The organism is SAR202 cluster bacterium, from assembly GCA_016872355.1.
In the GTDB taxonomy this organism is placed as follows: Bacteria; Chloroflexota; Dehalococcoidia; order Lucifugimonadales; family VGZY01; genus VGZY01.
The window spans coordinates 1-25,048 of the sequence record VGZY01000006.1 but is presented as its reverse complement, the minus strand read 5'-3'; the positions used below and the strand labels follow the sequence as shown (position 1 = coordinate 25,048).

Here is a 25,048-nt window from a genome sequence, read left to right as displayed (position 1 = left end):
AACGTGGGAGTGTGCCCTTGAGAGAGCTCGCCCGCTGCGGGAAGAGCTTGCCCTTGTGGAAGGTCCTCGGACATCCCCCTGGCCCCCTTCAATCGCTTCGATCTGAAGGGGGAACAAGAAAGAAATCCACGGGACTTCATCCCGTACCATACCAAAGGGCTTCGCCCTCTGGACTCCCAGGACATTGGGGCTTCGTCCCGTACCCTGCCAAAGGGCTTCGCCCTCTGGACTCCCAGGACCCTGGGGCATTGCACCAAAATCCAGCGAGGTGCTATCTGTCCCGAACCCTTTATGAATACGCGTGAAACATTTTGGGCATGAAAGGCGTCTATACTTTAGCCTAGTACAACTGACTTGCCTTTTCGGAGGTCTACACATGTTATCCCGGACCAGGATGCTTGGCCTCGTAACGCTGCTTGTGATGCTCGTCGCGAGTATGGCCGCATGCAGCAGGGACAAGAATCCCACGCCGACTCCCCAGTCGCCCACTTCCACCCCTGCGGCGGGGACCGTTCGGACCCCGACGCCTGCCGTTCCAACGGCGACGCGCGTGCCGATCCCGGTCTCCAACAGGCCGCCGGACAGCTACATGGCCGTTGTTCCGGCAGCGCTGAGGGCCGGCCACACTGAGAACATTTCGATGTCGCTCTTCGCGGGGAACACACCTGCGGCGGGCGACGTCCGCGTGGCGCTGATCAAGGATAACATCACCCTCGTCGAATCGAAGGCAACCATCACCGGCGCAGCCAGCGTGCCCCTTAGCGTGCCGAAGCTGGCGCCGGGCAATTACGACCTCCAGGTCTCCGGACCGGGATTCAGCAACAAGGCGACCCTCCAGATCCAGGACGGGACGCTGATGTTTGTCGAGACGGACAAGCCGATCTACAAACCGGGGCAGACTATACACATCCGCGTGCTGACGCTCGACACCGAGCTAAAGCCGTGGCCCATCGACCTGACGGTTGAGGTCCAGGACGCCAAGGGCACCAAGGTCTTCAAGAAGGACATCGCCACCGACGAGTATGGCATGGCGACGCTCGACCTGCCGCTCTCCACGGAGCCCAACCTGGGCGTGTGGAAGATAACGGCCAGGGCCGGCGACAAGACGAGCCAGCTTGACGTTAAGGTTGAAGAGTACGTCCTGCCCAAGTACGAAGTTGTAGCCGAGACCCAGAAGGAATGGGTCCTGGCCAGCGAGCAGATCAAGGGTAAGGTCTCCTCAACGTACACGTTCGGGAAGCCGGTCAAGGGCGAGGTGGAGATCCTCGCCTCCCGCTACGTCGGACAGTGGGAGCAGTACGCCACTCTCTCGCTGCCGATCGACGGAGAGGTGGACTTCACCCTGCCCGCCGTGCAGTTCGTCGCCGGCGTGCCGGAGGCGGAGGGCATGGGCAACGTCAGCCTGGAGTGCATCGTCCGCGAGATGAGCACGGGTTATGAGGAGAAGACGACGAAGCTGCTGACCGTCGCCTCCACTCCGCTTAACGTCAAGATCATTCCTGAGAGCGGCGTTTTCAAGCCCGGGCTGCCCCTGGGGTTCCTGGCGATCACCGAGACGCCGGACGGCCAGCCGCTGGACAAGACCGTGAAGGTGACCTACTACTTCATGGGCAAGAACTACGACCAGATAAATAACAAGACGGTCAATGTGAGCACGAAGGGCGGCAAGGCGATATTCGAAGTGACGCCGCCGTCCGGCGCGGTATCGATGACCGTGCAGGCCGAGGCCGACCAGGCTTCTACATCCCTTAGCGTCAATTCCGGGTTCTCTCCCTCGGGCAACTTCATTCACCTTGAGCAGGTCACCGAGGGCGACATCAAGGTGGGCGACGCCGTCCATTTCCGCGTCCACTCCACCAGCCAGGCGAGGAACTTCTACTACGAGATCGTCTCGCGCGGCTCGGTGATCTACTCGGACGTATCGTTCACGGCGGACATACGCTTCACGGCCGGCCCTCTCATGGCCCCGGCGTCGCGGATACTCGTCTACCAGATTCTGGCGAATAACGAGGTCGCCGCCGATTACCTCCCGTTCAGCGTCCAGGCGGACTACACGCACGATCTGAGCGTGGCATTCTCAAAGGACCAGGTCACCCCCGGCGAGAAGCTGGATATCAACGTGCAGGCGCAGGGCCAGGCAAAGGTCGGCCTCGCCATAGTGGACAAATCCGTGTTCATCCTTGCAGAGAACCGGCTGAACCTGCAGCAGGTCTTCGCGGAGCTCGAGCGGCTGTACATGAAGCCGCAGGCAGAGCTGCACGACGTGCGCTGGGGCGGCTACGTCACGCGCGGCGCGAAGGAGACCTTCAAGGACGCGGGCGTGGTGGTACTGACGAACAAGACCGTCCCGAAGGGCGAGCAGAGCCAGGGCGGTATATTCGCGGCTGTGGCGATGGCCGACGGCGCGGTCCGCAGGGACGGCATGGCCCAGCCCATGGCCGCCGCAGCTCCTCAGGCCCCGACATCGAACTCCAGCGCCGGCGTGGGCCTGGCCGAAGTGCAGCGGGTCCGCCAGTTCTTCCCCGAGACCTGGATCTGGATGGACACCCTGACCAGCGTCAACGGCCTGTCGACCGTGCCGGTGGAAGCCCCCGATAGCATCACGACGTGGAAGCTGCGGGCCGTAGGTATTTCGAAGGAGCACGGCTTTGGCGTGGCGGAGAGCGAGCTCAGGGTCTTCCAGCCGTTCTTCCTGCAGGTGGATCTCCCCTACTCCGCCATTCGCGGCGAGGAGTTCCCCGTCAAGATTGCCCTCTACAACTACCTGGAAACGCAGCAGGAGATCTTCGTCGACGTCGAGAGCGCCGACTGGTTCGAGCTGCTGGACAGCCCGCAGAAGTCGGCAAAGGTGGGCCCGAACGACATCGGCGGCGTTGAGTTCAAGATCAGGCCCACAAAGCTTGGCAACAACGGGATCAAGGTGGTAGCGCGCAGCTCGCAGGCGGCGGACGCAGTGATCAAGGAGCTGCTTATCGAGCCCGAGGGCGTGCAGCGCGAGGCGGTTGAAAACCACATCGTCTCGGACGGGCACAGCCACGAGATTGACCTTGCGGTGCCCACGATCGCCGTGGACGGCTCCGGCCGCGCCTACGTCGCGATCACCGGCAGCTACCTGACTCAGACGATCGAGGGCCTTGAGAGCCTGCTGCAGATGCCGTACGGCTGCGGCGAGCAGAATATGATCCTCTTTGCTCCGAACGTGTTTATTGCCAACTACCTGAAGCAGACCGGCCAGCTCAAGCCCGAGGTGATGGCGAAGGCCGAGCACCTGATGACGACCGGCTACCAGCGCGAGCTGACATACAGGCATAGCGACGGCGCGTTCTCCGCCTTCGGCGAGAGCGACGAAGAGGGCAGCCTGTGGCTCACGGCGTTCGTCCTGAAGACGTTCGCACAGGCGAAGAACATCATGTACATAGACCAGGACGTGCTGAGCTCAGCCGCGGCCTGGATCGTCAGCCACCAGCGGTCGGACGGCTCTTTCGAGCCCGTTGGCTTCCTGCACCACCAGGAGCTCCTCGGCGGCCTGCAGGGCAACGACGCCCTTACGGCGTACGTCGCCATAGCTCTCATGGAGGCGGGCGAGACGAGCGCGGCGAACAGGGCGGTCAGGTTCCTGGAGGGCAAGGTCGCTTCCATCGACGACGCGTACACGATGGCGATCGTCAGCTACGCGCTGGATCTCGGCAACAGCGCGAGGGCGGACGAAGCGCACAAGAAGCTGATGGGCATGGCGAAGGAGGACGAGAACGGCGGCCTGTTCTGGGGCGAGCAGATAATGCCCCTGGAGCCGCAGCCCCTGCCCGGCGGCCCGGCCCGCCCGATCGACGGCGGTTATCTGAGGCCGGACCGCGCGGCGTCCATCGAGACGACAGGCTACGCAATGCTGGCGCTCGTCGAGCGCGGCGACCGGCTCACCTCCGGCCGCGTCGCGAAGTGGCTCACGTCGCAGCGCAACGCGTTCGGCGGCTTCGGCTCCACTCAGGACACGGTAGTGAGCCTGCAGGCGCTGATCAACTATGCAACCGACGCGAAGAGTGATGTAGACATGACCGTCACGCTGACGAGCGGATCGTGGAGCAAGGTAGTGCGCGTAACGGCGGAGAACGCTGACGTGCTCCAGATGGTGCAAGTGCCCATCGGCGGCAAGCTGTCTGTGAAGTCCAGCGGCAAGGGCGACGTGGTCGTCCAGTCCGTCCTGCGCTACAACATGCCGCAGGCGGCCAACCCCGAGAACAAGATATTCGATATCAAGGTCACCTACAGCTCGGCCGGCGTGCAGGTGGACGACCTGATCACGGTCTCCGCCAGCATCAGGTTCACGCCGCCCCAGCCTGTCCAGGCGGGCATGGTAGTGCTTGATGTATCCGTCCCCACGGGCTTCGCCCCTGAGCGGGACACAATCGAGGCGCTGGTGGCCTCAAGGGCCAACATAAAGCGGTACGACATCGCGGGCCGCAAGGTGATCTTCTATATTGAGGACATGAAGCCGGGCGAGACCGTGGCTCTGCAGTTCAAATCGCGCGCTCTGTACCCGGTGCGGGCCAAGGAGGTCGCCTCTCAGGCTTACTCCTACTACAAGCCCGAATGGAAGGGCGAGTCCCTGGGCGGCGCGATAACAGTGGGCCAGTAGGCCCCGCGTCCCTGAAGCAGTAAGACAACGGCGGCCTCTTCTTCTTGGCCGCCGTTGTCTTACTGTCGCCAGTGGAGTACCGGCAGTGACGGGGCCGGTGTTATCATTCAAAGCAGTCGATTTCCAGACCAAGCTGCGCGAGAGACCATGCTGCCAATTCGGGACCAGTCGAAAAACGGCCACCACCACACACCGGAAAACAAGGCGGAGCGTCGAAACAACCAGGTCAATTGCGCGGTGCAGGGCGGGTGCGCGGGATGCGTCGGCCTCTTCGTTGGCGTGCCGCTGGCCATACTGGCGGGCGTGATAATCTGGCTCATGCTTCAGAACTTGCTATAAAGCAGGAAGGCGCCCCGATGTACCGGGACGCCCTCCTGTCTAATCCCACGTCAGTGGCCTTCAGGCCTACTGGCTATCGTCGGTCACCTCAAACTCTGCGATCATGCCCTTGAGAGCGTGAGGCGTGCCGTTCGGATCGTTCTGGTCCGAAATGAAGCAGACCATGCCGTACCGTGCCGCCTCCAGCGAGTTCAGGAACACCATGCTTCCTTCCTCGCCAGGCATTGCGAAGGTGAAGCCAAGGAACTGCACCTGTTCCGCCGGCGGCTCTTCGTCCGACTGTACAAGCTCCAGCAGCGCTGGCGCATCGTCCGACAGCTTCACGAGCACCAGCTCGTGCGGCTGGAGCCCCGGGTTCCGCGCCCGGAAGGCCACCGGCCCGCGCTGGGCCCCGGCGTCGGAGAAGGAGAAGTAGAATTCTCCAATTTCCACGTTCAGTGGCGTAACGCCTGCCGGAACAGGGGCCGGCATATCCTCACTACCGTTAAACTTCCATACACCGTCCTCGAGCAACAGCGACTCGCGGGTAAGCTGGACGCTGTTGCCGAATGCGAGCGTAAGATCGATGCCTGCCGTTGTGCTCGTCACCGTGAGGTCCTCAGCCATGACGAACACGATCGGCGGGTCGCCGATAAACATCTGCAGGTCTTCCGCAGTGCCGAACTCTTCCTCGAATGCCTGCTCCGTGAACCTCTCCGTGAAGGCCTCGGCGTTGCGCATGTTCCACAGGTCAACGGTGTAGAGCAGATCGGTGACTACTTTGACCCGGACCGGCTCCGTTGCCGCAATCGCCGCCGCGAGCCGCGCCGCTACGGCCGGGACCTGCATGGCGGCATGCATTGTTGCCTCAGTCGCAGCGTCCTTGTCCATGCGCAGGTGGGCGCCGACCATCCTGAGGATAATCTCGCCGTGCACATTGAGCGCCGCTTCGATGTGGTCCGCGTCGATATTGGGGTCCGCGCCGCCAAGGCGCTCCGCCATACCGGCGTGGAAGTCCGACATCATGTCTTCAATTTCCTGTAGGTCCTCAGTCCGGGTCGTCGTTGTGCTGTTCTCAGTGATATCCAGAATCCTGTCGAACAGGTCACCGAGCGTCATTGCCGCCGGCGTTCCCGTCGGGGTCGGCGTGACCGTCCCCGCGCCCACAGGCGTCCCGGTGGGGACTACTGTTCCGGCGCCCGTCGGCGTGCCGTTCATGACTACGGTGGCCGTTCCGGTAGGAGCGGCAGTGCTGACGGCAGTAGCCGTGCCGGTCGGCGTAGCAGTGCTGACAGCAGTCGCGGTTCCGGTGGCCGTGGCAGTGCTGACTGCTGTGGCCGTGCCTGTAGGCGTAGCTGTGGCGGCCGCTGTGGCCGTGCCGGTAGGAGTTGCGGTGGCCTGCGCGCCGGAAGGCGTGCCGGTTGCCGCGGCGGTTGGAGTCGCCGTCGCCTGGGCGCCCGTCGGGGTGCCTGTGGGCGTCCCGGTCTGAGCGCCGCCGGGTGTGCCGGTGGGCGTCACAGTCGGTGTTCCGCCCGCGCCGTCCTCGTGGCCGAGCATCAGGGCAAGGAGAGCTTCTATCTTCTCAGTGTTCCTGTGAAGTGCGTTTCGGGTTGCGTCCTCGTCCACGGAATCGCCGTCGTCCTCAACGGCCGCTTCCACTGCGGCGCTGAGCAGGTAGACCTGCTCCTGGAGAAGGAGCGCGAGCTTACCCTGAAGAACATGCACTGAGAATGGGTCCGGGGTTGCTACCGGCGTTACTGTGCCGACCGGCGCCGGCATGCCGGTTCCCGTGGCTATTGCCGTCGGTGAAGCGGTAATTGTTCCGGTCGCCTCCGGGGTGCCTGTACCGCCCGTAACGGGGGTTCCCGGTGGTTACCGGTGTGGTCGTGCCCGCCGGCGAGGCTGTGGGCGTTACCGTAACCTGGTAGTTCAGCGAGGCGGGCATGGTAAATGACCCGTCTCTGCGGAATGCCGCCCCTCGCACTGCGGGAGTCGATGTCGAGATACCATTATCGCCGTCGTCGTCATCGCCGCATGCCACAAAGGCAAGCATTGAGACGACTATGAGAAAAGACAGAAACAAGGTCCGCGCTTTCATCATCTTCCTCCTCCTCGTCGTCCAAGACTATGCGCGCCCAATTCGTCGGACCGCCAACGCCTCACACAGATGCAGACTTCAAGTGAATGGTCGTTCTTGGAGAATTGTGCACTCCTCCATTGTTGCCCGATCGACTGGTACCCACAATTACTCGTTCGTACAACCGGTAAACCGCACTCTGTAGCCGTCCGCGATTAGGAAAGAGTGGCCCGAGGTTAGTCGTTTTGCCGGATTCGCCATTGAACGGTCTGCCATTTCAGGTTGAACGGCCGCCCTGACTCGGTCGGAACGCATCCTCCACGCGCTTTCGGTCCTCCACTTTGGTCTTCCCTGTAACGGGAGGAGGCTACTAGTCGGCTGAGTCGAAACGTTGGCTGAAGGTCGCCAGAATATACACTGTTGACATGCCATCGTGTGACAGGACCTCTTGCAGTGTGGACTAGTCAATCCTCCGCGTCGGTTCGCCCGGCGGGTTTGACACCGCAGGTTTGCCGTTGGTAGGCTCTACGGCGAGCAACCCTGCGGAGAACGTCTTTGAGATTAATGTCAAGAATTGCAGTTGGGGCGGTCGCGGCGGCCGCCCTTGTGGCCTCGGCGGCCTGCGACGGCATGAGCGCGGCGGAGAAGCAGTACGACGACGGAGTGCAGCTTCAGGCTGAGAATAAGACGGACGAGGCGATAGTGGCGTATTCAGAAGCGATCAGCCTCGACCCCACGATGGCCCAGGCGTACAACAATCGCGGTTTTGCCTACCACCAGCTCGGCGACTACGAGAGCGCCATAGCCGACTACGATGTGGCAATCCGTATCCAGCCCGAGGTTGCGCTTTTCTACAACAACCGGGCCGGGGTGCACCAGACGATGGGTGAACACGAGGCCGCGTTGCTTGACTACGACGAGGCAGTCCGCCTTTCTCCCAATGACGCGGACCTTTACGTAAACCGCGCGGGCGTGCATGCCCGCATGGGCAACCGGGCCGCGGCGCAGCAGGATGTGGAGCGCGCTGTAGAGCTGGGGGTGGACCGGGCGTCCCTGCAGCAGACAATAGACGCCATCTTTGGCCGCTAATCCCGGTAGAGCAATGCAACAAGAAAGCAAGTGGAGGCGAAATATGCTGAGGCTAAGCCCGCCCATCGCACAGCACCTGCAGATAGGCAAAGAGGGCGAAGCGGAGCGACAGGAGTTGCTCCGCAAGGCACGGACTATGGACGTCAAAACTATCACGGTGACCCGGGTCCCGGACTCGTGGACGGACGACAACGCCCAGGAGGCGCGCCGGTTCCTGGACGACAACGGCATGAGGGTTGGGGAGTTCACCGGGTTCTACAAGGGCACGCGCCCCTGGGGCGGCCTGGGTGGGTTTGACCGGGCGGACCACGAGTTCACCATCAACCTATACCGCCGACAGCTGAGGATTGCGAAGATACTCGGAGCGCACTTCGTCGGGTTTGGCATCCTCAACGGCAGGACCACCGGCAGGCTGTGGGACGAGGACGTGTGGGAGAGCTGCATGAACGGGGTGCGCGAGCTGTGCAAGATGGCGGAGGACGCCGGGATGGACGTGGCAGGCCACCCTCACACAATGAGCCCTCTTAGCTCGGTGGCCCGCATGGAGCGGATGCTGGACGAGGGGCAGTCGCCCCGCCTCAAGATTCTGCTGGACCCCGTCAACATCGTCACGCCGTTCATTGCGTACCGCACGGGTGAGATGATCAACGAGTGCTTCGACGTTCTCGGAAAGGCGATAGTAGGCATCCACGCGAAGGACGTGACTCTCAGCGGAGGCGGAAAGATCGTCGCGCACATCGACGAGGCGGTGCCGGGCACGGGGACGCTGGACTACCCCACCCTGCTGCGCCGCATGGCAGCGCTCGGGACGGATATCACAATACACGCAGAGCACTACCCGTTCGCCGAGACCGTCCAGGGGCAGATGTACATCAGGAGCGTGGGCAGGCAGACCGGCGTGGCGGTGAGCTAGGTCACCTGAAGTCCGCAAGCGACCGTTCTGGACATATCTGGCTCGGCTTGGCTATAATAGTCTTCTGCAATGAGCATTGCCGCGGCTGTCGTGGCATGTCCAGGTGAGCCGGGGTGGTGGAATTGGCAGACACGCAGCGTTGAGGGCGCTGTGGCCGCAAGGCTGTGGGAGTTCAAATCTCCCCTCCGGCACCATTAGTTCTGTACAGGGCGACGTAGCCAAGTGGTTAAGGCGGAGGTCTGCAAAACCTCTATGCGGCGGTTCGAATCCGCCCGTCGCCTCCAATAAAGTCGAACAAGAAAGCCCCAGCGCATGCCGGGGCTTTTGATTCCGTCCTTGAAGGTCTATTTCGCCCGCCGCGCCCGCCATTCCTCCGCCAGGATGCTGTAGACGGCGTGGTCCACGTAGTGGTCTGTGAGCCACTCGGCCTGGCGTATCACGTCCTCCTGCTTGAAGCCCAGACGCTCCGGTATGGCCCTGCTCTTGACGTTGTCCGTGGCGCAGAAGACCTCCACTCGGTTGAGCCTGAGCTCGCCGAAGGCGTGGTCCAGCATTGCCGTGAACGCCTTCGTGACCAGCCCCTTCCCCTCAAAGCCCGCACCGAGCCAGTAGCCGACGACCGTGCGGCGGTGGGTCGGGCTGATGCGGCGGCAGCCGATGATGCCCGCGAACCTGCCTCTGTACTAGATGCCGCACTCCACGCCCGTGCCGTCCACGAACGCCTGCATGAAGTCGCGGATGAGCTGGCGCGTCTCAGGCAGCGTGCGCTCGGTGTCGCGCGCGGGGAGCCACTGCTTGAGGTGCGCATTGTTCGTGGAGGTCAGCGCGTGCATCGCCTCCGCGTTCTTCACCTCCAGCAGTTTCAGCTCAACGTCCTCATCGATCCTTTGCGAAAACATTCTTCGTCTTCTCCCGTTATGCCGTGCTCTGCCCTAGTTCATCATCGACCCGCCGTCAACGTTCAGTGCCTGGCCGGTAATGTTGGAGGCGAAGTCGGAGGCAAGGAATGCGACGGCGTTGCCGATGTCCTCGGGGCTCTGCTCCCTGCCCAGCGGCGTGCGAAGGCGAACGAAGTCATCGAAGACCTGCCGGGCGGTCATTCCATGGTACTGCGGGTTGGCGGCAGCCCACCTGGCGCCGATCCGCTCCCACAGCGGGCTCCAGATCAGGCCGGGACATACGGCGTTCACGTTGATACTGAACGGCGCGAGCTCCTGCGCCTGGGACTGAGTCATGTTAATGACCGCTGCCTTGGACGTGCTATAGGCATAGCTGGTTACCGTGCCTTTGCGCCCGGCGACAGACGCGATATTGACCACCTTGCCGTACCTGCGAGGGCGCATATGATCAGTCACGGCCTGCGTCACCCTTGCCATGCCCTTCACGTTCACGGCGTAGACCAGGTCCCAGTCCATCTCGCTAAGCTTCCCTCCCCGTTCTTCCCACCCCGGCGCGCCCACAACGCCCGCGTTGTTGACGAGCACGTCCACCCTGCCGTGGCGCTCCACAACCGCCTTCACCATCGCGTCCACCGAGGGCTGGTCGGTAACGTCCAGCGCCACGGACATGGACTGCCGGCCCAGCGGGTCCACCTCCGCGGCGGTGCGCTCCGCATCGACAGCGTTGATGTCCGTCACGACGACGCTGGCGCCCTGCCGGGCGAGCACCAGTACGATCCCACGACCGATTCCTCGTCCCCCGCCGGTCACTATAGCAACTTTATCTGAGAGGTCCATGCGGCCTCCTGAAGCCAGTCCACGAATTACGCAGATTTTGATGGACGCGAATTATAACACGGGGGAATTTGACGGTTGCCGGAGTGGGCCGGATAATAGGCGGCACTTCAGGAATGAACTTTAACCGGGGGCTGCCAAATGCCGCAGGAAAGAACAGACGTATACAAGATTCGCGGGAACCCGATGACGCTCATCGGGCCGGAGATAAAGATCGGCCAGCGCGCGCCGGAGTTTGTAGCCGTGGGCCAGGGCCTCAGGGCGGTGAGCTCGAAGGAGTTCGCCGGCAAGGTGCGGATGATTGCGTCCGTGCCGTCCCTGGATACAGGGGTCTGTGAGAAGGAGACCATCAAGTTCAACGAGCTCGTCGGCGAGTTCGGCGACAAGGTGGCGATGGTGACGATCAGCATGGACCTGCCGTTTGCGCAGGCGCGGTGCTGCACGGCGAACAACCTCAAGAACGTGACGACAATCTCCGACTACCGCGAGCGCGACTTCCAGGACAAGTACGGCGTGCACGTGAAGGAGACGGGCCTCACGGGCCGCGCGGTGTTCGTGATCGACCGCAACGACCTGGTCCGCCACGTCGAGTACGTGCCCGACCAGTCGCAGTTCCCCGACTTTGACGCGGCGATGGTGGCGGTCAAGGAAGCGCTGGGGTAAGGGCTATTGAGGTTACGACCTGCACGACCTGTACGAATTCGTAGAGGTCGTGCAGCTCGTTAGAATCGCAGGAACAAACCGGGTATGGCTGCCCCAATCTCTCTACACACCAATCGACTGGTCCTGCGCCCACACCGGCTGACGGACATCGACGATGCGTTCGCCTATGCCTCCGATCCCGAGTTCTCCCGCTACCTGGCGCTGCCCCGGCCCTATACCCGCCGCCACGCCGAGCAGTTCCTCGCGATCTGCGTCCTCACCGACTGGAGCGTCCACCCTCAATGGGCCATTGAATACGAAGGGCATGCCATCGGCGGGATCAACATCCGGCTGGAGAGGGGCAACAACATCGCCGGGCTTGGGTACGGCATCGGCAGTTCACACTGGGGAAAAGGCATCGCCACTGAGGCGGCGCGCGCTGTGGTAGACTGGGGCTTCACAGAGCTTGGCGTCGAAAAGATACACGCGCGGTGCGGTGTGGAGAACGCGGGCTCCTGGCGCGTCATGGAGAAGATAGGCATGAAGCGCGAGGGACTGCTGCGGAAGCACTACGTGTACCACGGCGAGCGACGCGACGACTACCTGTACGGCATACTCCGCGAGGAGTGGCAGCCCGCGCAGGCCCCGAGCTCCGTCCGATAGCACTCTCTCGAGGACTCTTAATATGCCTGAGCGGACCACCCTCCAGACTTCACGCCTGCTGCTTCGCCCCTTTGAGATCAAGGATGTAGACGATGTCTACTCCTATGCAAGCGAGCCTGACTGGGCGCGGTACCTGCCCGTTCCGCAGCCATACCTGCGGGAGCACGTCGTGGAATTTGTAGCCCGGAAGCTAATCGAGGATAAGTCAAAGTGCTCGACATTCGCAGTTGTCTACGACGGCAAATGCGTCGGCGCCGTGGAGCTTGGATTCGACCCGGCGCGCAACATCGGAGAGGTCGGGTACTCACTAGCTAAGGACCTCTGGGGCAAGGGACTGGTGACTGAGGCGGTGAAGGCCGTTACGGACTGGGGATTCGGCACGCTGGGTCTGGCGAAGGTGCACGCGCGGGCCGATGTGCGGAACCTTGGCTCCCTGCGCGTGATGATCAAGTCCGGCATGTCGCTGGAAGGGTGCCTCCGCAGCCACGATGTGGTGCGAGGCGAGCGCATCGACGTGTATTGCTACGCCATCCTGCGCGAGGACTGGAAGAAGGCGCGTGGCGGACGATAGCGGCTGAGCGAACAAAGCAAGAAAGAAGACGGCCCCGAGCGAGTTCGGGGCCGTCTTCTTTCTTTCGATTCGCCTATATCGCTTACTTCAGCGCGGCGCCGATGGCCTGGTTGATTTGCGCGTCCACTGCCGTCTGGATGCTCGAGGCCGCCTTGACGATCGCGCCGACGATCATTTCGGCCGCAGCCTTTGGGGTCATGCGGTCCATGTTGATTGTCAGATCGAACTTCGCGGAGTCCTCGAGCTCGTGGCCGAAGAGGTTCTTGAAGATGGACTTCGTTTCCTTGTCCGTGGTATTGATCCAGCGGCCGGCCTGGCCCGCCGTCACGTCCTGCTCTCCGGCGATACGCTGGGTGCGCGTCTCATGGGAAGCCGTGATATAGACGTTGAGCGCCGGGACCGTGGACGGGATGAGCAGGTGGCTGCCGTGCGAGTGGAGGACGACATTGCCCTCCGCCGCATAGCGCCTGATAACGCGGGACAGGCGCTCTAGGTAGGACTTCTTGGTGATGTGCTCCTGGAGGACTGTGGTGTAGTCCATCATATGCTCTGTCGCGAAGCCCTGGTAGCCGGCGTCGTAGGTCGCCGACCACTCCATAGGAACTAAGATCGAGTTCATGATGCGGCTCCAGAAGGAGCGGTAGCTGCCTTCAAAGGCCTCAAGTTCGGCGGCCGTGCACATCAGCCTCTGGCAAAGGGCTTCGGATATCTCGCCGTCCATGAACCGGACGGAGAGCATCTTCGCGATCTCCTTGCCGACTTCCTCCGAGCCAGTGCCCGGTAGGCCGGTCACCGTGATAACAGGAACCGACTGCCTTGAATGGTCGCCTCTGCGGGACCTGCGATACTGCTCCACCTTCATCGCCAGGATGCGGGCGCTGAAGGTGCTGCCATCCGCTCGCCTGCAAAGCTCCCGGGTGTTCTCCTTCGAGAAGCCGAACTTTTCAAACAGGCCCATCGCGGGGATATTGTCTTCAGGCAGGTTGACCCATGCCTTGTCCATGCCGAGCTCGCCGAAGACTTTGTCGAGCATGATAAGAACGGTGGAGGTGCCAAATCCGTGGTGCCAGAGGTCCTTGCGGCCGATCATCAGAGAGAGCTCAGCGTCACCGTGACCATTGAGGATGAGCTGGCATTCGCCGATGTGCTCACTCTTGTCGTTGTAAATCGAGTAGATACGTCGATTGGGGTCGCCGAATACGCTGTCCCATTCCCACTGGGCGGCCTCAAGCATTCGTACGGGGTCGTAGCCACGGTGCACAGGGTCCCCGCAGCCGTAGTGACCCAACCACCTGGAAGAGAGCTCCCGGTCCTCAAGCCACCACGCAATGCGATCGACGTCATCTCGCGAGACATCTGTCAGCGTCACGATTGGTAGCATATTCCCCTCCTGACTACAACATATAGAAGCTGGTTATATAGGCAATCGCATCATATCCCGGGTTACATAGATAAGAATCGAGAAAGGGTACACTCACCCTATTTTCCACGATACACAGTATGATTTGGCTTGTCAACGGGGCCTCAAAAAGGCGGAGCATTTCGTAACTATTTTGCCTAACACTACGGAATTAGTCTAGCCGTGTGCCTACTCATGAAATTCCTTTCGTATTTCGTTATCGTTCGTTGACATAGGCGCAGCGCATTGGATAACATCCCTAGACCGCACCAATAACGCTATTATAGGTAAACATGCCCACTATCGACGCGCACAGCCACCTCGGCCCCTGCCGGGTGTTCGACCTGAACACCGAAGAGCAGGAGCTGCTCACCCAGATGAACAATAACGGAATCGATACAAACCTCGTGCAGCCCTACCCCGGCGCCGACCCGACTTCGAAGGTGCACGACATGATCTCCGCAATGGCCAAGCGCAACCCTGGCCGGTTCTACGGCATCGCCAGCATAAATCCGCACCAGGACAAGGCGGCGTACTTCAGCGAGCTGAGCCGTTGCGTGAAGCAGCTTGGCTTTGTTGGCGTGAAGATGCACACCATCGGGCACGCAGTAAACCCGGGAGGCGTGGACGGCACCACGATCTTCGAATCTGCCTCCCATCTGGATATCCCGGTTATGATCCACACCGGCCCCGGCATCCCGTTCGCAGCCCCTTCGGCCGTTTCGGGCCAGCTCAAGAAGTTCCCGAAGGTGCGCGTGGTCCTGGCCCATGCCGGGTACGCTATCTTCACCGGCGAGGCGATTGCGGTAGCCGACAGGTTCCCGCAGGTAACGCTGGAGTTCTCCGGCTGCGGCTTCCCCCAGGTGAACGGCATGATCAAGACGCTGGGGGCGAACAGGGTTATGTTCGGCTCCGACCTGCCGCCGAACGTGCCGGTCGCGAAGGCGCTAGTCAAGACGCTGGGGCTGAAGAAAGAGGACGAGGCCATGGTCATGGGCGGCACGGCGCTGGAAGTCTTCAGGATCAAGGGGTAACGGAATGATTACGCTTCACCTCCAGTTCGTTCCGAAACACGGTAAGGAAAAGGAGCTCAAGGCCGCGATCATCGATAAGTGGATGGACGCGATGGCCAAGCAGCCCGGGTTCATCACGGCGATTATGCTCACCCCGTACAAGGAAGAGGAGCTCAAGAAGCTCAACGTGCCGGTACCGAAGCACTCGTTCGAGGTGATCTCGGTGTGGAAGTCGGAGGAAGAGCGGGCGGCGTGGGCCGCCAGGCCCATCCACAAAGAGGTGTTCACGCAGGTGCTGGATGTGACCGAGACCCGCATCGGCAGCCTGCAAAACGTCCTTCACTCCTGGAACCTGTAGCAAGAGCCAGCTCCAGCAGGCAAATTGAAGGCCCCGCCGGACCGACGGGGCCTTCAATTTGCCTGCTGGAGGGTGCTTCCACGATGGCGTGAGGCGAACGATCTCATGTAATCTGAGGCTCGGAGCGCTCTGCAGGGCCGCCTACACCGCCCTGCCGAGAAGTAGGCCGGCAAAGGCGGCCGCCAGACCGGCTGCGATGCTCCCGCCCACGTTCAGCGCCGCCCTGGGAATGTCGCCGTCGAGGGCAAGCTGCGCCGAGGCGGCCGTCAGCGTTGAGAAAGTGGTGAAGCCGCCGAGGAACCCGACAGCGAGAAGCCACCTGACTTCCGGGCCCACAGTCGTCCTTTGGGAGAGGACCCCCATCAGTATTCCGAGCACAAACGAGCCGGCGACGTTTATGACGAACGTCCCCAGCGTTGGTGAGCCCCATGAGCTGGCCGCGTATCTTGTGAGCCCGTGCCTTGCCATCGTTCCCAAAGCGCCGCCGGCGGCGACTAGAAACCACTCTGACATTCGATCAGACCTGCCTTAAAAGGTGCGAGTGCGAGTTGAGAGGATATACGCGTCCGGCGCTTTGGGCAAGTGCAGCGCTGTAACGGAGTTGTAACGGGAAGTGCGGCGTCAGGCATGGCAATGAAATCTCGCCGCTGATAAAGTACCCCGTTGTATGAGGCCAAATGCGCTCAGATTCTGTAGCTGAACAGGTACGGCGCCGGACCGAGCGTCTTTGTTGATATTCGGACAGCATCTGTAGTACGATGCGGCGCAGCGTACGGAAGGCCTAGTCTATTTGATTTTGACCTGGTCCGTTTATATTAGGAATCGCCTCGCCAACCGCCACACGGTAAACAAACGAGCGGCTGTCATTTGAAATGTGATGGGATGTACTTGACGTGATGCCAACCAGCAGCTTTGTCCCAACGATGACACGAATTATCCGGGCGGCGAGGTCGGCTCCTACCTTCCTCCTCGGCGGACTGGCCGTGATGACTATCCTGGCGACGAGGACCTCCTGGCGAAAGCAAGGCAGCTTGGAGACGTGCTCGTCAGCAGGCAGAGCGACGATGGTCTCTGGGACCCGCGTCCCGCGCAGGCGGGCCCTGTACATCCGGCCGCGAGACTGTCATACTCGTCGGACTGCGCGATGACGATTGCCGCGCTGGCCAACCTCGACTGACGTAACACCGGAGCATTCCCACGCACCATCAGACCCAGGCGCCCCTCGGCCGGCGAGTCGTGCGGCTTGCCGTCCCGATGATACTGTCAAACGTCACAACGCCGCTCCTGGGCATCGTGGACACGGCGGTGGTCGGCCACCTGCCGGACCCAGCCTACCTGGGGGCCGTGGCTGTGGGCGCAACCCTGTTTACACTCCTGTTCTGGGGATTCGGGTTCCTCCGCATGGGGACAGGCGGGCTGACCGCCCAGGCTTTCGGCGCTCGTGACCCCGGCGAAATCCGAGCGATACTTGGGAGGACACTCCTGCTGGGCGCCGCAATCGGCACGGCGCTCATCGTGCTGCATCCCCTCATCGGCCGTATTGCCCTGCCGCTGATCGGCCCGGCCGACGACGTTGCGGAGTCCGCGCGGGCGTACTTCAACATCCGCATCTGGAGCGCGCCGGCGGTGCTCATGGGGTACGCCTTCCTGGGCTGGACCCTGGGAGTGCAGCGGGCGCATGTCACCCTCGTCATCTCCCTGTTCACCAACGGCCTCAACATACTGCTGGACCTCCTCTTCGTGCTCGGCTTCGGATGGGGCATACATGGGGTGGCGGCGGGAACGGTAATTGCCGAGTGGGCGGCCGCGGCATTCGGCATTTTCATTGTGCTCAGGCTCGCCAGGTCCGAGTTCCCCGGGCGATGGGAAAGGGCGCGCATCCTCGATCGGTCCGCGCTCCGGAGGCTTTTCTCGGTCAACCGCGATATCTTCATCCGGACGCTTTGCCTCATCGGCGCGTGGCTCTGGGTGACCAACAGGGGCGCGCAGATCGGCACAGTGGCGCTAGCGTCGAATGCCCTGCTCTTCCAGTTCCAGGCATTCATGGCGTTCGGACTCGACGGATTCGCGCACGCGTCGGAGACGCTGGTAGGCGAAGCGAAAGGCGCGGGCGACCGCGCGGCGCTCCGGACGGCCGTGACGATCACCACGGCGGCCGCCGCGGCGTGCGCCGCGCTCTATTCGGTAGTCTACTTCTCAGCCGGCGACGTCATGGTCAGGCTGTTGACAAACATACCGGAGTTGCGGGCAGAGGCCGGTCGTTACCTGGCATGGGTGGCCATCTCCCCACTCATTTCCGTCTGGAGCTTCCAACTGGACGGGATCTTCATTGGGGCAACTCGAACCGCGGCAATGCGCAACGGAATGGCGGTATCACTCGCGATTTTCGTTGCGCTCACGCTCGCGCTGGTGCCAGCGTTCGGCAACCATGGCCTCTGGCTTTCATACGTTGTCTTCATGGCTGCGCGAGGGGTCACACTTGGAGTGAGATACCCTGCCCTGGAGAAGGCTGTTGAACGGCATGTCCCGTCCGCCTGATCATCTTTGTCTTTCCCTCTGCCTTTCTCGTCCTTCCCCTTCCCTTTAGCCCTCTTTTCATCATCGTCGTCATCATCGTCTGCCGCATCCGCCTGCGACCGGCTGAAGAGCAATCGAACTAACGACTCAAAGAGAGAAGCAAGCACCTGCACCATCGGCTCCGTAGACGTCGGCGCGGGCGTAAACGTCGGATCGGGCGTCGCGAAAAACGGATGCGCAGATGTCGGGAACGGGGTCGCCGTCCACGACGGAGGGGCCTGAGTGCCTTCGAAGTGACTCCACGCGGCACCGACCGGGACGGTCGTGTCACGAGTTTCGGCATGAACGGTCCTGGGCCCGTCGGCCAGGAGCATTGCGATCACAGCCAGCACTATGATGCCGACGAGGCCGGCCCGGACTCGAGTCTTCCCTGTGGTAATCATCTCCGCTGCCTTCCTTCCCTCACGTAGGTTTTGAGCAGCACAGCGCACAACGCGCATGGGCTAGCTCTCCCGCTTACAGGGAACTCTAGGCGCGGAATCCTGCCGTGGTGATACCGTTTTGGCGGTAGGCGGACTGTATATGTATGTTACGCCTGGGGTTAGGTCCGGGACTAACCATTCGAGGACACAACGTGTAGAAAAGACTAGTCTGAAGATGGGTGGTACGACGTTCAACCCCATTCGAAGGGCGGCTTGAAGCAGCTAAGGGACTACTTCTCTAGCCATTCGAACCTAGTCATACCTGAGGCGCTCGTCCTTTGGCTTAAGCGTGAAATGGGTGAACTAGAATCGGGAGCGCTGTGCGCATGTGGGCTGTCAAGGCTTTGGGCGCCCGGCCCCGATAAAGACAGGCCGGTCGTCTGGCATCGTCCGAGCTCGCAAGGAGGGCAAAAGGGCCACGATCATGAGGATCAGAGCAAGGCCGGTAACCGCGTTCACCGTTATCGCCATCGCAGGGCCGAAGGCGTCCGCGAGCGCCCCAATGTAGAGCGCCCCGATAGGCCCGGTCCCTATTCCCAGGCTCACAACACCCAGCGCCTTGCCGCGCATATCCTCTCTGGACACGAGCATCGCCAGTGTGGGCTGCATGGTGCTGAAACCGGACGTGCCCAGGCCGAGCAGGAGCAGCATTGGAAATGAGAGTGCATACCACCTTGACAGTGAAAAGATGATAAGACAGGCCAGCGCAAGGACCGAGCCTCCTACGTAGACTCTCCCGTGGTGGAGAATGTTCGCACGGGAGGCAAGCGAAATGGCCCCCACGAAAGAGCCCATGCCCGCTGCAGCCTGCAGGAACCCGGTCGGCGCAGGGCCGATCTCCAGAACGCTGTTGGCAATGACGGGCAGAATGTGCTGGTAAGGGAACAGCAGGGTGTTCATTAGCACGGTGATCAGAACGACCCCGAAAAGTGTCTGATTGCTGAAGGTGTACCTGAAGCCGACTCCCAGGTCCTTCAGCATGTGACCCGACTTGCGGTCCGGGTTCCGCTTGCCCATGTGCGAAAGATGCAGGCGATTTAGCAGAAGGAACGAGACAAGGTAGCAGCCGGTGACAAACGTATAGGCGCCTTCGAATCCCACCGTCGCTATCAGGACACCCGCAACGGCAGGACCCAGGATCACCGCCCCACTCTGGCCCATTGAGTCCAGCGCCATCGCGTTGGTCACCCCGCCGCGGCCGAGGAGATCGTGGAACATGGACCGCCTCACAGGCAGGTCGAGCGCCCAGCCCACCCCCACGGTCATTATCGCCAGGTAGCAGTGCCACGGCCTCTCCCAGCCACCCACCAGCACAACCAGCATCGCCACGGCGACCACAAGTGCGCCGAAAGATGTGGTGACGAGCACACGGCGACGGTCCACGGAATCTGCCAGGTAGCCGCCGACAAGCCCGAGAAAGAACATCGGCACGTTGCCGAAGAAGCCTACCAGCGCCACCGCCCACGGCGAGTCAGTTAGCTCCAGTACCAGCCACCCGAGGATCGTCATCTGCCCCCAGCGCGCCATGAGAGAGAGGACGTTCGCGGGCCACATGATACGGTAGTTGGAGTCGTGGAAGGCGCGGAATGTCGCAGGGACTCCGGAGGACAGGCGAGGCTTGGGGAGGTTTATGGCGGCATCACCTTGAGTAATTCGACCGGGTTGTATTGTATAGCCGCATCGCCTTTCCCGTGAAGTGACCAAAGGTATATCTACTTAGCTTGACACTGTACTAACCCAGCCTTAACATTGGCTTGTGGTTTCTGAGTATCCGCAGATACCATAAAGTCCAATCTTGAAAGGGGGCTGAGTAACGTGGACTCACCAGTTGTTGCGATACTCGCCGCCCTCATCGGTCTGGTTGCAGGAGTAGCAGTCGGCGTAGCTGTTGCTTATCTCGGCAACAAGTCGCTCTTTGGCAAACGGTTTGAAGAGGCCCAGTCGGAAGCATCGAAGCTCATATCAGAGGCAAAGGAAAAGGAAAGAAAGTTACTTCTCGAGGCAAAAGAAGAGGCCCTCAGGATCAAGTCTGAAGGTGAGGCCAAGCTCCGCGAGGGCGAAGCCGAGTTGAAAGAGCGGCGCGCGGAAATCCAGCGCACAGAGCGCCGCCTCGTGAACCGCGAGGAGAATGTGGAGCGCCGCTCCACAAACCTCGACCGGCGCGAGAAAGACATGTCCGACCTCGAGAAGAATGTCGCCTCTGTTAAGGAAGAGGTGGAGGGGCTTAAGAACAAGCAACTCCAGAAGCTGGAGGAAGTGTCCTTCCTCTCCATGAACGATGCCAAGAATGAGCTGATGCGCCGTGCCGAAGAAGAGATAAAGCATGAGCTGGCGATCCGTTACCGCGATATGGAGGAGCAGGCAAAAGCCGATGCCTCCGACAAGGCGCGCAACATCATTGCGCAGGCAACGCAGCGCCTTGCCTCAGACGTGGTCTCGGACGTCACGCTCACCAGCGTGCCGCTACCCTCAGAGGAGATGAAAGGTCGCCTCATAGGCCGTGAAGGGCGCAATATCCGCGCTATAGAAAAGGCTACCGGCGTCGATCTCATAATCGACGACACCCCGGAAGCCGTCACCCTGTCCTGTTTTGACCCGATCCGCCGCGAGGTAGCCAGGCTGTCGCTCCTGAAGCTGATAGCCGACGGCAGGATACACCCCGCGAGGATTGAAGAGACCGTGTCGAAGACCGAGAAAGAGCTCCAGGAGACGATTCGCAAGATCGGTGAGCAGACGGTTCTGGATGTCGGCATCCGCGGGCTGAACCCGGAAATGATCAAGCTCCTGGGCCGGCTGAAGTACCGCTTCAGCTATGGCGAAAACGTGCTTTTGCATTCGATCGAAGTCGCCCACCTGGCCGGAATCATGGCCGCGGAAATCGGCGCTAACGTGAAGGTGGCCAAGATGGGCGGCCTGCTCCACGATATCGGCAAGGCGCTCACTCACGAAGTTGACGGCCCTCACGCCGAGATCGGCGCGGATGTAGCGGTGAAGGCAAACGTCCAGCCGCACGTCGTCTCGTGCATCAAGGAGCACCACGACGACGACCACTCCTCGCCTGAGTCTTTCCTGGTGGCCGCCGCGGACGCGATCAGCGCCGCACGGCCGGGCTCGCGCAGAGACACGGTGGAGCACTACATCAAGCGGCTGGAGGCCCTGGAAGAGGTCGGGCGCGCTTTCGACGGCGTCGAAAAGTGCTACGCCATCCAGGCCGGCCGCGAGATGCGCGTGATGGTCATGCCGGAGCGCATCGACGACGTGGCCGCGAGCCAGATGGCGCGCGACATAGTCAAGAAGATCGAGGAGACTCTGGCGTACCCTGGCCAGATAAAGGTCACGGTAATCCGAGAGAGCCGCATCGTAGAAGTAGCAAAGTAGACAAGTCGGACGCGGTATCCTGTATCGGTTGAATTCTCGTGGGGGGTGGGCATGCCCACCCCCCACGACTGTTTCCGGCTTACAACGATTTGCTACAATTGCTGGTGGCCGTTTGTATCCAATTCGACCGCCGGCTGGCCGGCAAAGGGACACCCGTTGCGAATTCTGATGATTGGAGACGTGGTTGGCCGGCCCGGCCGCAGGGCCGTGAAGTCCGTGCTTCCATCGCTCAAGGAAGAGCTTGCCATCGATTTCGTAACGGCCAACGGAGAGAATTCCGCAGGCGGGTTCGGGGTGACGCTGGAAACGGCGAAGGAGCTGTTCTCCGCCGGCGTGGACGTGATCACCTCCGGGAACCACATCTGGGACCAGCGGGATATATACCCCCATCTGAAGACCAACCTTCCCGTCCTGCGGCCCCTCAACTACCCGCCTTCCGCCATTGGCCGGGGGCACGCACTGGTTAAGGATGTCATGGTCATAAACCTCCTGGGCCGCGTCTTCGTCGGCACCGTTGAATGCCCGTTCCGCGCGGTGGACGCCCTGCTGACCGGCCTGAAGGACCGCCCAAGAGCAATAGTCGTCGATTTTCACGCTGAAGCGTCTTCCGAAAAGATGGCGCTGGGCTGGTACCTCGACGGCCGCGTGAGCGCCGTCGCGGGGACGCACACGCACGTGCCCACAGCGGACGCCCGCATTCTGCCGAAAGGCACAGGCTTCGTTCACGACCTGGGCATGGCCGGGACCCTGAATTCCGTCATAGGCTTCCGGACCGAGGATGCCCTGGTGCGGTTCCTGGACCAGACTCCCCACAAGCTGAATGTGGAAGACCGCGGCCCGCTGCGGTTCAACAGCGTCCTGTTTGAAGTTGATGAGACTACCGGCAAGGCCACGAGTGTCCGCCGGACAGACCGAGACGTTCTTTAGACAAACATAGAGGCAGCTAAATTGGCCCAAGTTGACCTTCATCTTCACACGACTTCTTCCGACGGGACTCTGTCGCCGACGGAGCTCGTCCGCCTTTGCGTGAGCAGGGGCCTTCGGGTCATCGCAATCACAGACCACGACTCTACGGAGGGCATCGCCGAGGCGCGCGAGGCCGTCTCCAAATTCCGCGACCTTGTGCTCATCCCCGGAATTGAGCTGAGCACCGATGTTCCGGGCGGCGAGATCCATATGCTCGGTTACTTCATCGACCTGGATGACGAGGACTTCCAGAAGACCATCGCCGGTTTCCGGGACGACCGCGTGGGGCGAGCCCGTAAGACAGTGGAGGTGTTGAACAGGCTGGGCCTGAGGATTACGTGGGAGCGCGTGCTGGAAATAGCCGACGGCGCCGCCATCGGCCGACCGCACATAGCGCAGGCGCTAGTGGAGAAGGGCTACGTCCGCTACAAGTCCGAGGCCTTCGACAAGTGGCTCGGCAAGGACGGTCCCGCCTACGTTGAGCGCCTTCGCCTTTCGCCGACGGAGTCCGTGCGCCTCCTGGTCAAGAACGGCGCCCTGCCTGTCATGGCACACCCCATATACGCCATGAAAGGCACGGGACCGGAGGAGGTGGAGGCGCTGAAGAAAACGCTGCGCGAGCTCAAAGCCGAAGGGCTGGCCGGCATAGAAGTCCACTACGGCAATTTCAGCAACGTGCAGACCAGGCTCTTCGCTTCCATCGCCGACGAGATCGGCCTCCTGCAGTGCGGCGGAAGCGACTACCACGCCTCCGGCAACCCGGGAGAGCCCCCGCCGGGCTCCGCCGGGCCGCCGATGGAGGTCTACCACAAGATGCTCGACCTGAAGAAGCAGAGGGCTGCCGGGCGTTAGTATGCTCATCATCATCCTTGCCATAGCCTTCGCGTACCTGTGGGGCGCATTCCCAACGGCGTACCTCGCCGGCAAATACCTGCGCGGCATCGACATCCGCAAGTACGGGTCCGGCAATGTAGGCGCGTCGAACCTGACCGAGCACGTGGGCAAGAAGATCGGCCTCTCCCTCGGTGTCTTCGACTGCGTCGTCAAGGGCGCCGTACCCGTTTGGGCGGCGAAGGCCGCCGGGCTGGACATCGAGTACCAGGTCCTCGTTGGCCTCGCGGCGATCATAGGCCACAACTGGTCCGTCTACATCGGCTTCACCGGCGGCCGCGGCGTCGCAACAGGCATCGGCGTCCTTCTCGGATTCGGCCTGTACCAGGAGATGGTGCTTGAGACGATCGTCATGCTCCTGCTGGGCAGGCTCCTTCTCAAGGACACCGCGTTCTGGACCATTCTGGCGCTCATTACGTTGCCGCCGCTGGCCTGGTACTTCGACCGGCCGCCGGCGGTGGTCTACATGACCGCAGCGATAGGGCTTGTGCTCGTGGCCAAGCGGCTGACGGCTAACTGGGAGTTGCCGAAGGACGGCTACAGCCTCCCTTCCCTGCTCTTCTACCGCCTGCTCTGGGACCGCGACGTCCCAAAGCGACAAACGTGGACCCGCCGCGCGCCGGCGACCCAGGAAGGAGCCACCCATGTCAACGGCGACTAGCTTCTGCGCCCGCCATCCCAATGTGCCCACTGCGCTCCGGTGCGGAAAGTGCGAGACCCTGATCTGCCCTCGTTGCATGGTGCAGACTCCAGTCGGTGCTCGCTGCCGGGACTGCGCCCGCGTAATCAAGTCGCCCGTCTATTCCGCCGCGCCCGTTCATCTGCTCAAGGCTATCGGCGCCGCCGTCGTCCTGGCCGCCGCCGGGGCGATTGCATCGCTCATTATCCTTTCCGTGATCCCCATTATCTTCGTGTACATCCTTGCCCTTGCCGGATTCGGGTATGTTATGGGCGAGGGCGTCAGCATAGCCGCCAACCGAAAACGGGGAAGAACGCTGCAAATCGTCGCAATCGGCGGTATCCTAATTGCATTCGGCATCGTTATATATCTGGGCGGTCCCCGTGCGGCCAACTCAATATACGATCTGGCAGGTTGGGGCCTCGCCGCCTACATGGCATTCATGAGGCTTCGCTAGCCGCCTCTCGCACTTTAACTTCACTATCTCTCCTTCGCAGCACTCTGCGATGGAGAGATAATTCGAATATCCGAAATATAAATAGAACACTTTGCGTATGTCGTATCTTTCGATTTATACTTATTAGAATGGCCCAATTGGTACTTATCGCCGCATCCAAGTATGCGCGAATGTCAATGCTCAGTGACTTTGTCAGTCTTACTGCTCAGTGATTTTGTCAGTACGACTGGTTTTGGTTGAATCAGTCTCGATCTCCAAGGGTGATCTGG

20 protein-coding genes, 2 tRNA genes and 1 pseudogene are annotated in these 25,048 nt (G+C 61.6%); 17 read left to right on the top strand and 6 right to left on the bottom strand.

All coding sequences use genetic code 11. From position 1 onward, the window contains the following. The first annotated feature begins 376 nt into the window (after positions 1–376). Positions 377–4,633, top strand: a complete 4,257-nt coding sequence (locus tag FJ319_02545) for an alpha-2-macroglobulin (protein ID MBM3933172.1) — start codon at positions 377–379, stop codon at positions 4,631–4,633. 147 nt (positions 4,634–4,780) lie between these two features. Then, entirely contained in the window at positions 4,781–4,972 is a 192-nt protein-coding gene (locus FJ319_02540) for a hypothetical protein (GenBank protein MBM3933171.1), read from the top strand. Between the two features lie 66 nt (positions 4,973–5,038). On the opposite strand, the gene FJ319_02535 is transcribed toward FJ319_02540, so the two are convergent. Continuing rightward, positions 5,039–6,730, bottom strand: coding sequence for a hypothetical protein (locus FJ319_02535; GenBank protein ID MBM3933170.1), 1,692 nt, complete (start codon positions 6,728–6,730; stop codon positions 5,039–5,041). 862 nt (positions 6,731–7,592) lie between these two features. Between FJ319_02535 and FJ319_02530 the strand changes: the two genes are divergently transcribed. From FJ319_02530 to FJ319_02515, 4 genes are all read left to right on the top strand, one after another. Further along, positions 7,593–8,117 carry a tetratricopeptide repeat protein gene (locus tag FJ319_02530; protein ID MBM3933169.1) on the top strand — a complete coding sequence of 175 codons (525 nt, stop codon included), beginning with the start codon at positions 7,593–7,595 and terminating at the stop codon, positions 8,115–8,117. Between the two features lie 13 nt (positions 8,118–8,130). Beyond that, complete coding sequence (locus FJ319_02525; GenBank protein MBM3933168.1) at positions 8,131–9,030, top strand: sugar phosphate isomerase/epimerase; 900 nt, start codon at positions 8,131–8,133, stop codon at positions 9,028–9,030. Positions 9,031–9,137: 107 nt separating this feature from the next. Then, positions 9,138–9,224 (top strand) — tRNA-Leu (locus FJ319_02520). 14 nt (positions 9,225–9,238) lie between these two features. Beyond that, a tRNA-Cys gene (locus FJ319_02515) sits at positions 9,239–9,314 on the top strand. Positions 9,315–9,374: 60 nt separating this feature from the next. Here FJ319_02515 and FJ319_02510 read toward each other — a convergent pair. Then, positions 9,375–9,758: pseudogene (locus FJ319_02510) on the bottom strand (GNAT family N-acetyltransferase). Between the two features lie 204 nt (positions 9,759–9,962). Continuing rightward, positions 9,963–10,766, bottom strand: a complete 804-nt coding sequence (locus tag FJ319_02505) for an SDR family oxidoreductase (protein ID MBM3933167.1) — start codon at positions 10,764–10,766, stop codon at positions 9,963–9,965. Between the two features lie 138 nt (positions 10,767–10,904). Between FJ319_02505 and FJ319_02500 the strand changes: the two genes are divergently transcribed. From FJ319_02500 to FJ319_02490, 3 genes are all read left to right on the top strand, one after another. Next, the gene (locus tag FJ319_02500) at positions 10,905–11,426 is read left to right on the top strand and encodes a thiol peroxidase (protein MBM3933166.1); all 522 of its coding nucleotides are present in this window, start codon (positions 10,905–10,907) and stop codon (positions 11,424–11,426) included. Positions 11,427–11,510: 84 nt separating this feature from the next. After that, positions 11,511–12,068, top strand: a complete 558-nt coding sequence (locus FJ319_02495; protein MBM3933165.1) for a GNAT family N-acetyltransferase — start codon at positions 11,511–11,513, stop codon at positions 12,066–12,068. Between the two features lie 22 nt (positions 12,069–12,090). Further along, a complete protein-coding gene (locus FJ319_02490) occupies positions 12,091–12,639 on the top strand; it encodes a GNAT family N-acetyltransferase (GenBank protein ID MBM3933164.1) in 549 nt (182 codons plus the stop codon). Between the two features lie 82 nt (positions 12,640–12,721). Here FJ319_02490 and FJ319_02485 read toward each other — a convergent pair whose 3' ends face one another. Beyond that, on the bottom strand, positions 12,722–14,020 hold the full coding sequence (locus FJ319_02485; GenBank protein ID MBM3933163.1) for a GNAT family N-acetyltransferase: 1,299 nt from the start codon (positions 14,018–14,020) through the stop codon (positions 12,722–12,724). 311 nt (positions 14,021–14,331) lie between these two features. Between FJ319_02485 and FJ319_02480 the strand changes: the two genes are divergently transcribed. Beyond that, a complete protein-coding gene (locus FJ319_02480; GenBank protein MBM3933162.1) occupies positions 14,332–15,072 on the top strand; it encodes an amidohydrolase in 741 nt (246 codons plus the stop codon). A 4-nt stretch (positions 15,073–15,076) separates the two neighbouring features. Further along, positions 15,077–15,409 (top strand): hypothetical protein, encoded by a 333-nt coding sequence (locus FJ319_02475; protein MBM3933161.1) that lies wholly within the window; start codon positions 15,077–15,079, stop codon positions 15,407–15,409. Between the two features lie 141 nt (positions 15,410–15,550). Here FJ319_02475 and FJ319_02470 read toward each other — a convergent pair whose 3' ends face one another. Further along, a complete protein-coding gene (locus FJ319_02470; protein ID MBM3933160.1) occupies positions 15,551–15,922 on the bottom strand; it encodes a CrcB family protein in 372 nt (123 codons plus the stop codon). 741 nt (positions 15,923–16,663) lie between these two features. Here FJ319_02470 and FJ319_02465 point away from each other — a divergent pair. Continuing rightward, on the top strand, positions 16,664–17,947 hold the full coding sequence (locus tag FJ319_02465; GenBank protein ID MBM3933159.1) for an MATE family efflux transporter: 1,284 nt from the start codon (positions 16,664–16,666) through the stop codon (positions 17,945–17,947). A 797-nt stretch (positions 17,948–18,744) separates the two neighbouring features. Here FJ319_02465 and FJ319_02460 read toward each other — a convergent pair. After that, the gene (locus FJ319_02460) at positions 18,745–19,962 is read right to left on the bottom strand and encodes an MFS transporter (protein MBM3933158.1); all 1,218 of its coding nucleotides are present in this window, start codon (positions 19,960–19,962) and stop codon (positions 18,745–18,747) included. A gap of 261 nt (positions 19,963–20,223) precedes the next feature. Between FJ319_02460 and rny the strand changes: the two genes are divergently transcribed. From rny to FJ319_02435, 5 genes are all read left to right on the top strand, one after another. Next, a complete protein-coding gene (gene rny, locus FJ319_02455) occupies positions 20,224–21,786 on the top strand; it encodes a ribonuclease Y (GenBank protein ID MBM3933157.1) in 1,563 nt (520 codons plus the stop codon). Between the two features lie 156 nt (positions 21,787–21,942). Beyond that, entirely contained in the window at positions 21,943–22,713 is a 771-nt protein-coding gene (locus FJ319_02450; GenBank protein MBM3933156.1) for a TIGR00282 family metallophosphoesterase, read from the top strand. A gap of 21 nt (positions 22,714–22,734) precedes the next feature. Beyond that, positions 22,735–23,604 (top strand): PHP domain-containing protein, encoded by an 870-nt coding sequence (locus FJ319_02445; GenBank protein MBM3933155.1) that lies wholly within the window; start codon positions 22,735–22,737, stop codon positions 23,602–23,604. Position 23,605: 1 nt separating this feature from the next. After that, complete coding sequence (locus FJ319_02440; protein MBM3933154.1) at positions 23,606–24,304, top strand: hypothetical protein; 699 nt, start codon at positions 23,606–23,608, stop codon at positions 24,302–24,304. Next, complete coding sequence (locus FJ319_02435) at positions 24,288–24,779, top strand: hypothetical protein (GenBank protein ID MBM3933153.1); 492 nt, start codon at positions 24,288–24,290, stop codon at positions 24,777–24,779. The genes FJ319_02440 and FJ319_02435 overlap by 17 nt, the downstream gene beginning before the upstream one ends. Positions 24,780–25,048: the final 269 nt, after the last annotated feature.